Annotated in this window: 11 protein-coding genes; 8 read left to right on the top strand and 3 right to left on the bottom strand. The window is 59.1% G+C overall.

Annotation, left to right across the window (positions count from 1 at the left end):
* Positions 1-32: 32 nt before the first annotated feature.
* Positions 33-1,490 carry an efflux transporter outer membrane subunit gene (locus tag QRN20_RS02230; RefSeq protein ID WP_122509511.1) on the bottom strand — a complete coding sequence of 486 codons (1,458 nt, stop codon included), beginning with the start codon at positions 1,488-1,490 and terminating at the stop codon, positions 33-35.
* An 87-nt stretch (positions 1,491-1,577) separates the two neighbouring features.
* Between QRN20_RS02230 and QRN20_RS02225 the strand changes: the two genes are divergently transcribed.
* The 7 genes from QRN20_RS02225 (at position 1,578) to QRN20_RS02190 (ending at position 12,028) form a co-directional block, all read left to right on the top strand.
* Positions 1,578-2,192, top strand: a complete 615-nt coding sequence (locus QRN20_RS02225; RefSeq protein WP_004886761.1) for a TetR/AcrR family transcriptional regulator — start codon at positions 1,578-1,580, stop codon at positions 2,190-2,192.
* A 74-nt stretch (positions 2,193-2,266) separates the two neighbouring features.
* Positions 2,267-3,373 carry an efflux RND transporter periplasmic adaptor subunit gene (locus QRN20_RS02220; RefSeq protein WP_122509512.1) on the top strand — a complete coding sequence of 369 codons (1,107 nt, stop codon included), beginning with the start codon at positions 2,267-2,269 and terminating at the stop codon, positions 3,371-3,373.
* Complete coding sequence (locus QRN20_RS02215; protein ID WP_285359971.1) at positions 3,370-6,480, top strand: efflux RND transporter permease subunit; 3,111 nt, start codon at positions 3,370-3,372, stop codon at positions 6,478-6,480. The genes QRN20_RS02220 and QRN20_RS02215 overlap by 4 nt, the downstream gene beginning before the upstream one ends.
* Positions 6,481-6,482: 2 nt before the next feature.
* Entirely contained in the window at positions 6,483-7,766 is a 1,284-nt protein-coding gene (gene fabF, locus QRN20_RS02210) for a beta-ketoacyl-ACP synthase II (RefSeq protein WP_217385934.1), read from the top strand.
* 413 nt (positions 7,767-8,179) lie between these two features.
* On the top strand, positions 8,180-9,391 hold the full coding sequence (locus QRN20_RS02205; protein ID WP_088235644.1) for a multidrug effflux MFS transporter: 1,212 nt from the start codon (positions 8,180-8,182) through the stop codon (positions 9,389-9,391).
* 97 nt (positions 9,392-9,488) lie between these two features.
* Positions 9,489-11,150 (top strand): methyl-accepting chemotaxis protein, encoded by a 1,662-nt coding sequence (locus QRN20_RS02200; RefSeq protein WP_422762715.1) that lies wholly within the window; start codon positions 9,489-9,491, stop codon positions 11,148-11,150.
* 302 nt (positions 11,151-11,452) lie between these two features.
* Complete coding sequence (locus tag QRN20_RS02190) at positions 11,453-12,028, top strand: nucleotidyltransferase family protein (RefSeq protein WP_240348738.1); 576 nt, start codon at positions 11,453-11,455, stop codon at positions 12,026-12,028.
* Between the two features lie 287 nt (positions 12,029-12,315).
* Here the strand turns inward: QRN20_RS02190 and QRN20_RS02185 are convergent, their stop codons facing one another.
* A complete protein-coding gene (locus tag QRN20_RS02185; RefSeq protein WP_029241614.1) occupies positions 12,316-12,618 on the bottom strand; it encodes a putative quinol monooxygenase in 303 nt (100 codons plus the stop codon).
* A 60-nt stretch (positions 12,619-12,678) separates the two neighbouring features.
* Positions 12,679-13,692 carry an NADP-dependent oxidoreductase gene (locus QRN20_RS02180; protein WP_122509516.1) on the bottom strand — a complete coding sequence of 338 codons (1,014 nt, stop codon included), beginning with the start codon at positions 13,690-13,692 and terminating at the stop codon, positions 12,679-12,681.
* 91 nt (positions 13,693-13,783) lie between these two features.
* On the opposite strand from QRN20_RS02180, the gene QRN20_RS02175 reads away from it, so the two are divergent.
* Positions 13,784-14,686, top strand: coding sequence for a LysR family transcriptional regulator (locus QRN20_RS02175; RefSeq protein WP_029241612.1), 903 nt, complete (start codon positions 13,784-13,786; stop codon positions 14,684-14,686).
* Positions 14,687-14,732: the final 46 nt, after the last annotated feature.

Genomic DNA, 14,732 nt, shown 5'->3' with positions numbered 1-14,732 from the left:
AGTGCCCACTGAGTTGCGGTTTATTGCGGTGGCTATCGAACCGCAACATCTGCCCCCGGCGCTTGCCAGCCACCCCCGAGTGCCTTGAAGGCAGCCACGGCGGCACGGGCGGTTTCGGTCTGGGCCAGGGCTCTGGCGTCCGATGTCTGAAGCATCGTTTCGTCAGCGCGCAGCACGTCGATCAGGCTGGCCGCCCCGTTCTGATAGCCCGCAAAGGACGACTGTCTTGCTGCAGTCAGTGCCTTTTCACCCCGGCTGAGAATGGTCGTCTGACTGGTGCGATTGATCAGCGACGAAAACGCATTCTCGACATCTTCGGTGGCTCGCAAAACGGACTGTCGATAAGCGGCCAGGGCTTCTGCTTCTGCGCCCTTGGCCTGATTGATCTGCGCGTTGACGCGGCCGAAATCGAACAGCCTCCAGCGCAGTCCCAGTACGCCTGCCGACTGGCTGGCACCGCTGCTGAACAGGTTGCCGCTCGACACCGCTGTCGCACTGCCCAGCAGGGCGCTCAGCGAAAGCTTGGGGTAGTACTCGCTGACTGCCACGCCGATCCGGGCGCTGGAAGCGGCAAGGCGGCGTTCAGCGACCATAAGGTCAGGTCTGCGGCGCAAAAGATCGGCAGGTGTGCCGGTTGCGATGAGTGGTGGGGCGCCCGGTATCGCTTTCGCTGCCGCCAGTTTCGTGCGGTGGGTGCCAGGAGGTACGCCCAGCATGACGTCGAGGGCATTCATGGCGGCATCCAGTCCTGACTGCAGAACAGGCACGGTCGCCTGAACCTGCGCGAGTTCGCCTTCGGTCTGGCGCAGTTCGTACTCGGGTGACAGACCTCTGTCGTAAAGCATCTGCACTTTCTCCAGCAGATCCTGCCGGGTCTTGACCTGCCGTTGCGCGATGTCCAGTCGCGTTTGCAACCCGCGAATCATGATGTAGGTATCAGCCGTCTGCGCCGCAACCGCCAATCGTGTTGCTGCAACGCCCGCCTCGGATGCCTGATAGTCAGCCAGTGCGGCTTCGCGGCCGCGCCTCAGTCCGCCAAATACGTCCAATTCCCAAGCGGCGTTGAGGTTGGCTTCGTATGCATTGCCGTAGCGATCAAAACCCGGGGTTGAGTCCAGTACCTGTCCGAGCGGCGTTTCCACTGACTGATAGGCGCGCGAAGCCTGACCGCTGACGTTACCCGATGGCAGCAGCGCAGCAGTGGCGGCGCTGAGCCCGGCGCGCGCTTGAGTCAGCTGCGCGCTGGCCTGAGCCAGTGTGAGGTTCTGCGCCAGCGCACTGGAAACGAACTCGTTCAACAGTGGGTCGGCAAAACTCTGCCACCAGACCGCATTATCGAGCTTGAGCGCTGTAGAATCCGGCCTTGCGTCAGGTCGAGCCAGATAATGAGCCGACACAGGAGCGTCCGGACGCTGGTAATCCGGACCTACGGCGCAGCCCGCCATCAGGCTGGCACTCATCAGTAGTGCGTACGTGGAGAGCGGGCGCATTGAGATTTCCTTGGGATGAACAATTGTGACCATATTACAATTTGGTCACTTGTTGTCAATCAGGGCTTGCGGAGCTAAGCTGGAAACATGACTAAGCATATCGATACGACCCCATCACGCGGACCGTCCGACCACAGCGTTCGCGATCAGGTCGTGGAAGCGGCCACTGAACACTTCGGCCACTACGGTTTCGAGAAAACCACAGTGTCCGATCTTGCCAAGGCCATCGGTTTTTCCAAGGCCTACATCTACAAGTTCTTCGACTCCAAGCAGGCTATCGGCGAGGTGATCTGTTCCAATCGCCTGGCCATGATCATGACCATCGTCGATGCGGCAATCGCAGATGCGCCAACCGCCTCGGAGAAGCTGCGACGCCTGTTCCGCGCGGTGGTCGAGGCCGGTAGCGATCTGTTCTTTCACGACCGCAAGCTGCACGACATTGCCGCCGTCGCCACCCGTGACAAGTGGCCGTCCGCGCTAGCGCACGATGCCCGTTTGCGCGAACTGATCCAGCAGATCGTTCTCGAAGGGCGTGAGTCCGGCGAGTTCGAGCGCAAGACGCCACTCGACGAAACCGTTCAGGCCATTCATCTGGTGATGCGTCCCTACATCAGCCCGGTCCAGTTGCAGTACAACCTGGATATCGTGCCCACAGCCCCCGTGCATCTGTCCGCGCTGATACTGAGAAGCCTCGCCCCATAAGTTTGTGACTATTGACTAAATTGGTCACTATCTAGAGAATCGGATTCCTGCTCACTTCAAAAGTTAGGGATCCCATGCTCCGGTTCATACCTGCAACCCTCGCCGTTTGCGTTCTGCCTTTGGTTCTTGCCGCGTGTGGCGATTCGTCGAGCGTGCGCGATCCTCGTACTCAACCGCCGTTGGTGAGAAGCGCCGCAGTTGCGAGCGCCAGTGACGGCGCTCGTTCCTTCACAGGCGTGGTGGTCGCTCGCGTGCAGAGTGACCTCGGGTTCCGAGTCTCCGGGAAAATTCTGGAACGTCTGGTGGACACGGGGCAGACCGTCAAGCGCGGCCAGCCGCTCATGCGTCTGGACCCGGTCGATCTTGGTCTTCAGGCGCAAGCCCAGCAGCAGGCTGTGGCAGCTGCCGTGGCGCGGGCAAAACAAACGGCAGACGACGAAGCCCGCAACCGGGATCTGGTCGCTGCCGGCGCCATTTCCGCATCCGCCTACGACCGGATCAAATCGCTGGCTGATACGGCCAAGGCCGATCTCAGTGCTGCGCAGGCGCAGGCTGCTGTCGCGCGTAATGCCACCGGCTATGCGGTGTTGCTGGCCGATGCCGACGGCGTCGTGGTCGACACCCTCGCAGAGCCCGGACAGGTCGTCAGCGCAGGGCAACCGGTGGTCAGGCTCGCCAAGTCGGGTCAGCGTGAGGCCATTGTCCATTTGCCGGAAACGTTGCGGCCTGCAGTCGGTTCTGCAGCGCAGGCGCGGATGTACGGAAACAACGCCGAGGTGGTCCCCGCGAAACTACGGCTGCTGTCCGACTCGGCCGATCCACTGACCCGAACCTTTGAAGCCCGTTACGTACTCGACGGTGCCAACGCCGTCGCTCCGTTGGGTTCGACTGTCACGCTCGACATCGATGATGGCAAGACCTCCATGCAAGCGCTCGCGGTGCCCATTGGCGCCCTTCATGACGCAGGCCAAGGGGCGGGCGTGTGGGTGATTGCCGGAACACCGACAAAAGTGTCATGGCGCGGCGTGCAGTTGCTGGGCCTGAGCGACGATTCAGCCCGAGTGACAGGTGGCTTGAAGCCCGGCGAACAGATCGTGGCGCTCGGTGCCCATCTGCTTCACGAGGGCGAAGAGGTGCTGGTGCTGCAACCGAGTACTGTCGTTGCCGGAGCGAAGCCATGAGCTCGGGCCGTTTCAACCTCTCGGCGCTGGCCGTTCGCGAACGGTCCATCACGTTGTTTCTGATCTTCCTGATCGGCGTCGCTGGTACGCTCTCATTCTTCAAACTGGGGCGCGCCGAAGACCCGCCGTTCACGGTCAAGCAACTGACGATCATTTCGGCATGGCCCGGCGCAACCGCACAGGAAATGCAGGATCAGGTCGCTGAGCCGCTTGAGAAGCGCATGCAGGAACTGAAATGGTACGACCGCAGCGAGACCTACACTCGCGCCGGTCTGGCGTTCACCATGGTCTCGCTGCAGGACAAGACTCCGCCGTCCCAGGTGCAGGAAGAGTTCTATCAGGCGCGAAAGAAAGTTGGCGATGCAGCGAAGACTCTGCCGGCAGGCGTGATCGGTCCGATGGTCAACGACGAGTTCTCGGACGTGACCTTTGCGCTCTTTGCCTTGAAGGCCAAGGGCGAACCGCAACGTCTGCTGGTGCGCGATGCCGAAGCCCTGCGTCAGCGGCTGCTGCACGTGCCTGGCGTGAAGAAGATCAACATCGTCGGAGAGCAGGCCGAACGCATTTTCGTGTCGTTTTCCCACGAGCTGCTGGCGACGCTGGGTGTTTCGCCGCAGGACATCTTTGCTGCGCTCAATACCCAGAACGTGTTGACGCCTGCGGGCTCCATCGAGACCGATGGGCCTCAGGTGTTTCTGCGTCTGGATGGCGCGTTCGACAAGCTAGAGAAAATACGCAATACACCGATTGCCGTGCAGGGCAGAACCCTCAAGCTGACGGACGTCGCGACCGTCGAGCGCGGTTATGAAGATCCTGCCACGTTTATGGTACGTAGCCAGGGCGAGCCCGCCTTGCTGCTGGGCGTCGTGATGCGCGATGGCTGGAACGGGCTTGACCTCGGCAAGGCGCTGGATGCCGAAACTGCGAGTATCAACGCGGCCATGCCGTTGGGCATGACGCTTTCCAAAGTCACCGACCAGTCCGTGAACATCGCTTCATCGGTCGATGAGTTCATGATCAAGTTCTTCGTCGCGCTGCTGGTGGTGATGCTGGTCTGTTTCCTCAGCATGGGCTGGCGAGTGGGCGTGGTGGTGGCGGCTGCCGTGCCGCTGACCCTGGCGATTGTGTTCGTGGTCATGGAAGCGACGGGCAAGAACTTCGACCGCATCACCCTGGGCTCGCTGATTCTGGCGCTGGGCCTGTTGGTGGATGACGCGATCATCGCCATCGAAATGATGGTGGTGAAAATGGAGGAGGGCTACGACCGCATCAAGGCCTCGGCCTACGCCTGGAGTCACACCGCAGCGCCCATGCTCGCCGGTACGCTGGTCACGGCGGTCGGTTTCATGCCCAACGGTTTTGCCCAGTCCACGGCGGGCGAATACACCAGCAACATGTTCTGGATCGTCGGCATCGCGCTGATTGCGTCCTGGGTCGTCGCCGTCGTGTTTACGCCTTACCTGGGCGTGAAGTTGCTGCCTGACATCAAGCCGGTCGAAGGCGGTCACGCCGCGATTTACGACACGCCACACTACAATCGTTTCCGCCGGATTCTGGCCCGGGTCATCGCTCGCAAATGGCTGGTCGCAATCGTGGTGATCGTGACCTTTGTCGTCGCGGTGCTGGGCATGGGACTGGTCAAGAAACAATTCTTCCCGACCTCGGATCGCCCGGAAGTGCTGATCGAAGTGCAAATGCCGTACGGCACCTCCATCGAGCAGACTAGCGCCACCACGGCCAAGGTCGAGGCGTGGCTGCAGAAGCAGGACGCGGCGAAGATCGTGACGGCCTATATCGGCCAGGGCTCGCCGCGTTTTTATCTGGCGATGGCACCTGAATTGCCCGATCCCTCGTTTGCCAAGATCGTCGTGCTGACGGACAGCCAGGAATCGCGTGAAGCACTCAAGCACAGCATCCGCGAAGCAGTCGCGCAGGGGCTGGCACCCGAAGCGCGGGTGCGGGTGACGCAACTGGTGTTCGGGCCGTATTCGCCGTTTCCGGTCGCGTACCGGGTTGCCGGTCCCGATCCTGACAAACTGCGCGAGATTGCGCAGCAGGTACAGACTGTCATGCAGAACAGCCCGATGATGCGCACCGTCAACACGGACTGGGGCTCGCGCGTACCGACGCTGCATTTCTCGCTGAATCAGGATCGCCTGCAGGCCGTCGGGCTGACGTCCAGCGCGGTCGCCCAACAATTGCAATTCCTGCTGTCCGGTGTGCCGATCACCTCGGTGCGCGAAGACATTCGCTCGGTCGAGGTCATGGGCAGGGCTGCCGGGGATATCCGTCTGGACCCGGCAAAAATCGCAGGCTTCACCCTCGTGGGTTCCGGTGGCCAGCGCATTCCGCTCTCGCAGATCGGCGAAGTCGGCGTGCGCATGGAAGACCCGATTCTGCGTCGTCGTGACCGTGTGCCCACCATCACCGTGCGCGGCGACATTGCCGAGCATCTGCAACCGCCGGACGTGTCATCGAAGATCATCAAGGAACTGCAGCCGATCATCGACAACCTGCCGGCCGGTTACCACATTGATCAGGCCGGTTCGATCGAGGAGTCGGCCAAGGCGACCGTGGCGTTGCTGCCGCTGTTCCCGATCATGATTGCGGTCACCTTGCTGATCATCATCCTGCAGGTGCGTTCGATGTCGGCGATGGTCATGGTGTTCATGACCGCGCCACTGGGGCTCATTGGTGTAGTACCGACCTTGCTGCTGTTCAATCAACCATTCGGCATCAACGCGCTGGTGGGGCTGATCGCGCTGTCCGGCATTCTGATGCGCAACACGCTGATTCTGATCGGGCAGATCGATCAGAACGAAAAGGATGGGCTTGATCCTTTCCATGCCGTGGTGGAAGCCACCGTGCAGCGAGCGCGTCCGGTGCTGCTCACGGCACTGGCTGCCATCCTGGCGTTTATCCCGCTAACGCATTCGGTGTTCTGGGGCACGCTGGCGTACACGCTGATCGGCGGCACGCTGGGCGGTACGGTCATGACCCTGGTGTTCCTGCCTGCCATGTATTCCATCTGGTACAAAATCCGCCCCGATCAAAAGCCGCAGGCTTCGCAACCCGTATCCACTGACGCATCCATGACGAGGACCTGAGCATGAACAATCACCAAGGACAAAAGCGCATTGTCGTCACCGGCTGCGGAGTGGTCGGGCCGTTGGGCTGCGGTGTCGAAGAGGTCTGGCGCAGGTTGCTGGAAGGGCAATCGGGCATTCGGCCGCTTGCCGAAATGATCAGTGACGGCACAGGTGTTTCGGTCGCAGGCCAGGTGCCGACGCTCGAGCAGGATCCGGTGGCAGGCTACGACCCGGATCGCGTGATCGCGCCGAAAGAACGCAAGAAAATGGACCGCTTCATCGAATTCGCGCTGGTGGCTGCGCACGAGGCGTTGGGGCAGGCAGGTTGGCATCCCGAAACCGAGGCAGAGCAGCAACGCACGGCCACCATCATCGCCTCCGGCGTCGGCGGGTTCGGGGTGATTGCCGATGCCGTACGCACGACAGACACGCGTGGACCACGTCGCTTGTCGCCGTTCACTGCGCCGTCGTTTCTGGCCAACATGGCAGCGGGGCATGTCTCGATCCGCTACGGTTTCAAGGGGCCGCTGGGCGCGCCGGTGACGGCCTGCGCAGCCGGTGTGCAGGCGATTGGCGACGCAGCGCGGCTGATCAGAAGCGGCGAGGCGGATATTGCGATTTGCGGCGGGACCGAAGCGGCAATCGATCGCGTCACGCTGGGTTGTTTTGCCGCTGCGCGGGCACTGTCCACCGGGGTTGCCGACCGGCCTCAGGAGGTCTCGCGCCCGTTCGACCGGGACCGCGACGGGTTCGTCATGGCTGAAGGCGCAGGGCTGCTGGTCATCGAGTCGCTGGAGCACGCGTTGGCACGAGGCGCGACGCCGATTGCAGAACTGGTGGGATACGGCACCAGCGCCGACGCCCACCACCTGACCGCAGGCCCCGAAGACGGCAATGGCGCGCGCCGGGCCATGGAGCAGGCGCTGCGTCAGGGCAGCGTGGATCCTTCAGAGGTGCAGCATATCAACGCCCACGCCACCTCGACACAGGTCGGCGACAAAGGTGAGCTTGCTGCGATTCAGGCGGTGTTCGGTGCAGGCGCCAAGGTCGCGATCACCTCGACCAAGTCCGCCACCGGGCATCTGCTCGGTGCCGCAGGCGGGATCGAGGCGGTATTCACTGTTCTGGCGCTGCGCGACCAGATCGTGCCGCCGACACTGAACCTCATCCACCCGGATGAAGCGGCCGATGGCCTGGATCTGGTGGCGCTGACTGCCCGCAAGATGTTGATCACCCATGCGCTGTCGAACGGGTTTGGTTTTGGTGGCGTGAATGCCAGCGCGTTGTTTCGGCGGTGGTCGTAGCTGCTGTATGGAACGTCGTGTTGATCCACAGCGAAACCTGACGGTGAGAAATGCCTTTGTGTCTGACACGGCTCGGTCTGGCAACAAACATCGGACTGTGCGAGGAGGGGCTTGCTCGCGATGAGCGGTAACGCGGCTTTCCTGATACACCGAGTCGACTGCATCGCCAGCAAGCCGCCTCTTATCAAAAAACCTGTAACTCATTGAAGAAAAACGATTTGTGGGAGCGGACTTGTCCGCGAATGCTGTAATTCAGCCGATGAATATTCATCGGATGTACAGGCCTTTTCGCGGACAAGTCCGCTCCCACCTAGTTTGCTGCGCGACAGCGCTACGTCGAAGAGGTCGTGGCGCCTCCCACACAGATCGCATTATTCAGCGTAGCAAGTCAGTTTTAACCAAGAGAGCCATCAATGAACAACGTGACGGATAACGATGTGAACGTGGCACCCACAGGCAAGGTGATTGCACTGCTGGCGGGCCTCTCGGCCCTCAGCATCCTGTCCACCAATATCATCCTGCCTGCCTTTCCCGAGATGGCAGCCCAACTGGGCGTGTCGTCACGCGAACTGGGGCTGACGTTTTCCAGCTTCTTCATCACCTTCGCTCTGGCCCAACTGGTCGTCGGCCCGTTGGCGGATCGCTACGGACGAAAGAAGCTGGTGCTGGGCGGTCTGTCGGTCTTCGTGATCGGCACGGCAGTGTGCGGCTTCGCCCAGTCGTTCGAGATACTGATCGTCGGACGCGTGATCCAGGCACTGGGGATATGCGCAGCCGCAGTACTGGCCCGAGCTATTGCGCGGGACCTGTTTCAAGGCGAAGCACTGGCGCGAGCGATGTCGCTGATCATGGTTGCGACCGCCGCAGCGCCTGGCTTCTCGCCATTGCTGGGTAGCGTGCTGACGACCGCGCTGGGATGGCGCGCGATCTTTGTCATCGTCGCAATTGCCGCGCTGTCGGTCGCGCTGATTTACAGCCGTACGCTGGGCGAAACGCTGCCAGCCTCCAGCCGCGTTTCGCGCTCGGTGCCTGAAGTGTTCGTCGCCTACGGCCAGCTGATGCGGGACCGTCGATTCATCTTGCCTGGTCTGTCGGTGAGCCTGTTGATGAGCGGGCTGTTTGCCTCTTTCGGCGCTGCACCAGCGATTTTGATGATCGGGATAGGGCTGACGTCTCTGGAGGCAGGGTTCTACTTCGCTGCCACCGTCTTCGTGGTCTTCACCGCAGGCATCGCAGCTCCCAGGCTGGCCCACCGATTCGGCATTCGGAACGTCACCGCGACAGGCTTCGCCATTGCACTGTTCGGCGGACTGTTGCTGTTGCTGGGGCCGGTGAACCCGAGCCTGGGCACCTACACCTTGTCGATGGTTATCTTTCTGTGGGGCATGGGCCTTGCCAATCCGCTGGGCACTGCCATCACCATGGGACCTTACGGCGCACAGGCAGGGCTCGCCTCAGCGCTGCTGGGCTTTCTGACCATGGGCTGCGCGGCGGTTACCACGTGGCTGGGATCGGCACTGACCTATCCGGCCGTGACCACACTGGGCGGGATTCAGGTGGTGGTGTGTGGTGTGGCGTTGGGGGTGTTTGTGGTGAGCGGCGCAAATACAAAGCAGACAACTTGAACGGCGGCTAATCGTAATAGTTGAAGACGCATGCAGTGGCTCTAGGTCATGGCCTTCCGTCAAGCCTGCCTAAAGTTTCCAGCGTTGAGTCGATAGCATGATGATGTGTCATTCATTCGACGGAAGACAGGAATCTAGCATGCGCTTAAGAAATCTCAACGTAGCTCCCCGAGCTGCCCTGTTTTTCGCACTGATCATCGCTCTGGTGTTCGTGCTGGGCGCATTCGCCGTGGTGCAAATGGGCAAGCTGAGGGACGCTGAAAAAGACGTCGAACTCAACTGGATGGCCAGTATCCGACAGACGGCCTTGATGAATGCTACGGTCCTTCGCCTGAGGCTTGAAACCCAGCGTGGTCTTGCTGATCCTCAATCCATTCAAAAGACCATCGAGAGCTTCCCTGGCTACCGCAAGGCGTTCAATGATGCGGTGACAAATTATGAGCCACTCATTGCAGACGAAAAGGAGCGGTCGGTTTATACACCGGTAAAAACCAGTGCCGATGCCTACTCCAAGCAATTGGAGCTTCTCGAACCTTTGATGAAACAGGGTGATATCCCGGCAGCGGTCAAGTTGGTCAGTACCGGCATTCGCCCGCTCACGAACGCGATGGAAGATCAGATCAAAGACCTCACCAACTACAACAACGAAGGCGCCGCTCAGGCCGGGCAAACCGCCACTGATCTTTATGAGAATGGGTTCTGGCTTGTTGTAGGACTCATCACAGCTGTCGTTATCCTGACGATTGGTTTTGCACTCCTGCTGACGAGAAGTATTACTTCACCCATCAACGATGCCTTGTCCGTCGCAGAGCGCATCGCAGCCAGTGACCTCTCCAAGGAAGTGCTGGTCAGCGGGACTGATGAGGCAGGGCGACTGTTGAAAGCGCTGTCGCAGATGCAGACAAACCTTCGCACCACGATCATGCAGATCTCCGATTCGTCCAACCAGTTGGCGTCCGCCTCGGAAGAGATGACAGCGGTTACCGAAGAATCCAGTCGTGGTCTTGTTGCCCAGAATGACGAGGTGAATCAGGCGGCAACGGCAGTCACCGAAATGAGCGCGGCGGTTGACGAGGTCGCTCGTAACGCCGAATCCGCTTCCGAAGAGTCGAAGCGCACCCAGGGTTATACCGAAGAAGGTTCGGCCCGAGTGGCCCAGACGTTGAAGTCGATTCAAAAACTGAACGGTAACGTTGAAAACACCAGCGAACAGATTCAAGGTCTGTCGAATCGCGCCCAGAGCATCTCCAAAGTGGTCGAGGTGATTCGAGCGATTGCCGAGCAGACCAACCTGTTGGCGTTGAACGCCGCCATCGAAGCCGCCCGTGCAGGCGAGCAGGGCCGCGGGTTTGCGGTGGTAGCGGATGAAGTGAGAGCGCTGGCCCATCGGACGCAGGTCTCGACACAGGAAATCGAGCAGATGATCGCGGCGATTCAGACCGATTCCGATCTGGCGGTGAAAGCAATGAACACAAGCAAGGACTTGGCGACCGAGTCGCTGGGCGTGGCTCAGGAAGCCAGTACTTCGCTGGACCAGATTGCCAAGGCCATTGTTCAGATTAACGAGCGCAACCTCATGATCGCAACAGCCTCCGAAGAGCAGTCCCATGTTGCCCGCGAGGTTGACCGCAATCTGGTCAGCATCCGCGAACTCGCCACCCAGAGCGCCGCAGGTGCCAGCCAGACGGCCAGTGCATGCGGTGAAATGTCGAAGTTGGCGGTTAATCTGAACCAGTTGGTGAACCGGTTCGTGGTGTGATCGCGGGGTTGGTTGTATGGACGCCCGGTCTGATTGAGTCTGAGAGATTTTCTGGAACAGGAGTGGGAATTTGCCATGAGGGTTTTTTGCCCTCCTGGCTGTCGAATGTGCGACGCGCCTTGCGGAAGTCCGCGACTTTTTCGACTACTCAGGTTCGGATAGGGGACATACGGAGCCGCGGCCGCATGCGTCACCCAGAAACAATCATGGGGTAGTATCGATGGAAGTGGCGTTGCTCAAAGCTCGGTAGCCCAAGCGTCATTTGCCTGGCAAGTGCCCCAGACGGTATCGAGGAACCACGGATGGATACGATATTGAGTGCCGAAGAACTGGTCAGAATAGCAATGACCAATTCTGTAAATTCGGAAATCATGTCCCGTTTGCCTTCACTTGGCTTGAGTCAGTGCATGCTCACTGCGGGCTGTCTGTTCCAGGCTGTCTGGAATCATCAGGCGCAGTTGCCGCCAGACTGGGGGGTAAAGGACTACGACGTTTTCTACTTCGATACCGAACTGTCCTGGGAGGCTGAAGACGAGGTCATCACCTCTGCCAGACGTCTTTTTCATGATCTGGGCGTCAATGTCGACATCAAGAATCAGGCACGCGTCCATCTTTGGTATCACCAGCGGTTTGGCAGGGATTGTCCTCAACTCCAGTCGACCCGGGACGGTATTGATCGCTACCTCATTGCAGGCACCTGTATCGGGCTGGATGTCGAAACGGGCGACGTTTACGCACCTTTTGGTCTGGACGATGTGGGGCAGGGGCTTCTCAGGATCAATCCCGGCAATGCCCATCCCGACCTGTTCGATCAGAAGGCGAAGAGTTACCAAACCCGCTGGCCTTTTCTTCGGATTATGGAAGCCGATTTGTCATGAGAGGTGTTGTATTTCAGTAGGCAAACACTCAGTCCCAATCGGATAGCACACGGTTGCGTAACCGTTCGGCCACGTCACCTATTCGTTCTCAAACAAACTGGCGTTCAGGTCGTTGCACCTCGCTATCTTAGCGACAGAAGCGATGTTATCCATGAGTGTTCAAGTGAACACCACCGTCTTTAATGCTTGGTTCGAGAGCATGACTTCTCCGGACACTAACGTTAATACCCGCACTGCAATCGTGTTGCGAGCGTATGCAAGAACACGCCTGCCACGTACTGATTCTCTTACGCTTGCATAAGCTCTCTCTCGTTGAATACCTCGTACTTTCTAATATCACCGTGCATCCGCCCCTGCCATTTTCTGATGAACTGAGCAGTATCGACGGAACCAAGGTGTGCGCTGAGTGCGCGTTGGTCAGTCCAACGTTCCAATAAGATCAAACGTCCGGCCCGCTGATCATCTATCCCCGCGTCATAAGAGATATTTCCCTCACGCTGCCGCGTGGCGAGGGAAAGAACATGAAAATCAGCCAGAAATTGGGACAGATCAGTTGGAGCGACGTAGAGGTTACCCGTAATTATTAGCATGTGGTTCCTTCAGCGACGGCCCCAACCCTGCAGAGAGTATTTGGTCGGGGCATCGGTTACTCAGATGACAAGCACGACCTTACCCTGAATGCTGCCCAGTGACGCTCGCAGGTGGGCAGCCGAGGCTTCGGCCAATGGGAATGTGCTGTCAATCACGACACGAATGCTACCGTCGTCGAGCAAGCGCCCGGCCTCTGCTAATTGGGCACCATTGGAGTGCACCTGTGTCGAGGAAACAGTGACCCCTGAATTAGCTGCTTGATCATGTCCCGAGAAGCCTAGAGGGTTGACCAGGAAGAGCGAGCCTCCCTGTTTGATAACGCTCAGAAAGCGTTCCATATTCCGGCCGCCGACAGCGTCAATGACGACATCAACATCACTTGCGACTGTTTCGGCCGCGACGTTGGTGTAGTCGATGAACTCATCGGCTCCCAGGTCGCGAACAAGTCTTTCATGCTTCCCTGAGGCGACTGCTATTACGCGCGCGCCTTTCCATTTGGCAATTTGCACTGCCAAGTGCCCAACCCCACCTCCAGCGCCATTAACCAAAACCGTTTTGCCTTCCAGTGAGACAGGTGTATGTCGGAACGATTGGAATGGGTTCGGCGAGTCATGACCAGGGTTAATCAAAAACTGCCAGGCAGTGAGCAGAGACATTGGCGCACCGGCTGCCTGTACATGATCTATACCATCGGGTTTCAAGGCCAGTTCGGATACGGCGACGCGGACGTATTCAGCATAGGCGCCACTGCCCTTCATCAGGTCTGCCGGGAAACGCACCATTGCGTAGACTTCATCACCCACGCTTAGCCCGGACACCTCGTTGCCAATCGCTGCAACAACGCCCGATATATCAGTGCCGAGGATCAGCGGGAAGGTTGGATCCGGCCGCCATTCAGGCGGCAGCGACCGAAAGCCATCTCGCAGGTAGAGATCTGGCGGGTTGAGACTTGCTGCGTTTATGCGAACCAAGACTTCACCGGGCCCCGCTGAGGGCCGAATAACATCTTCATAGCGCAAGACTTCGGGGCCGCCGAATTCGTGTAATTGCACCGCTTTCATCATGTCGATCATCATAATCTCGTTCAGAGAATCACTTGGATGACAGAGGTTATGATGATCCGGCGAGGTTGATAATAGGGCTCTGATTCGCTTTAATGTTGCCATGAAGGCACAAATTGGTCTCGAAAGCCTGACAGGCTTAATCGCGTTCGCCCGCGCTGGTTCTCTAGGTAGCTACACCGCCGCAGCTCGCTCGTTAGCGGTCTCTCCGTCCGCGATAAGCAAAAGCGTGCAGCGGTTGGAGCGTCATTTCGGCGTATCTCTCTTCACGCGTACGACACGTTCCTTGACGCTAACAGCGGAAGGCCGAGACCTGCATGAGCGTGCGCTACAGCTGCTGCGTCATGCAGAGGAGATCGAACAGGTCGCAAAGTCGGCACGTTCCGAACCATCAGGAACACTATGTATCGCGACATCACTCCCTATCGGTTTGCACATGATCGTCCCGGCTATTACACAGTTTCGCGAACGTCACCCTAAGGTGATAGTTGACTTGCGGCTGAGCGATCACTTCGTGGGCCTGGTTGAGGAGGGGGTTGATCTTGCGATCCGTATCGGTGACCTTGCGGATTCATCCCTCCTTTCCCGCCGACTCTCGCCATACAAGCTCTCCTGCTACGCCTCGCCAGATTATTTAGCGAGGTGCGGAACCCCTGGGCATCCGGATGAACTGGTGGCGCACGAAACGGTAAGTTTGCGTTATCAAAGCACGGGGCAAGTGTTTCGCTGGCCGATTCGAATCGGGGATAAGGAGATTGAGATATTGCCCTCATCGTCATTGATCGTTGATGCCAGTGAAGCAGTTATAGTGGCAATTGCAGCCGGCGCAGGCATTGGAATGGCAGCCAGCTTTATGGCTGCTCCTTGGGTGAAACGCAAAGAGTTAATCCCGATTCTGTCCGACTTTGCGATAGACCGGCACAACATCACGGCCTTATGGCCAGCGAGTCGCCGCACTAATCCGGCTGTGCGTGCTTTCCTGGATGTGCTGATCGAAACGCAATGAGCTACCGCACGTCGTTAGTCTTCGAGTGCGACGCTGGCACTTGCGG

The organism is Pseudomonas sp. fls2-241-TYG-175 (assembly GCF_030209155.1).
Lineage (GTDB): Bacteria > Pseudomonadota > Gammaproteobacteria > Pseudomonadales > Pseudomonadaceae > Aquipseudomonas > Aquipseudomonas viridiflava.
This window is presented reverse-complemented; position numbering and strand designations above follow the sequence as displayed.

Coding starts and splice junctions, on each gene's coding strand:
- QRN20_RS02230 (WP_122509511.1), bottom strand. CDS start 1,490: ATGCGCCCGCTCTCCACGTACGCACTACTGATGAGTGCCAGCCTGATG.
- QRN20_RS02225 (WP_004886761.1), top strand. CDS start 1,578: ATGACTAAGCATATCGATACGACCCCATCACGCGGACCGTCCGACCAC.
- QRN20_RS02220 (WP_122509512.1), top strand. CDS start 2,267: ATGCTCCGGTTCATACCTGCAACCCTCGCCGTTTGCGTTCTGCCTTTG.
- QRN20_RS02215 (WP_285359971.1), top strand. CDS start 3,370: ATGAGCTCGGGCCGTTTCAACCTCTCGGCGCTGGCCGTTCGCGAACGG.
- fabF (WP_217385934.1), top strand. CDS start 6,483: ATGAACAATCACCAAGGACAAAAGCGCATTGTCGTCACCGGCTGCGGA.
- QRN20_RS02205 (WP_088235644.1), top strand. CDS start 8,180: ATGAACAACGTGACGGATAACGATGTGAACGTGGCACCCACAGGCAAG.
- QRN20_RS02200 (WP_422762715.1), top strand. CDS start 9,489: ATGATGATGTGTCATTCATTCGACGGAAGACAGGAATCTAGCATGCGC.
- QRN20_RS02190 (WP_240348738.1), top strand. CDS start 11,453: ATGGATACGATATTGAGTGCCGAAGAACTGGTCAGAATAGCAATGACC.
- QRN20_RS02185 (WP_029241614.1), bottom strand. CDS start 12,618: ATGCTAATAATTACGGGTAACCTCTACGTCGCTCCAACTGATCTGTCC.
- QRN20_RS02180 (WP_122509516.1), bottom strand. CDS start 13,692: ATGATCGACATGATGAAAGCGGTGCAATTACACGAATTCGGCGGCCCC.
- QRN20_RS02175 (WP_029241612.1), top strand. CDS start 13,784: ATGAAGGCACAAATTGGTCTCGAAAGCCTGACAGGCTTAATCGCGTTC.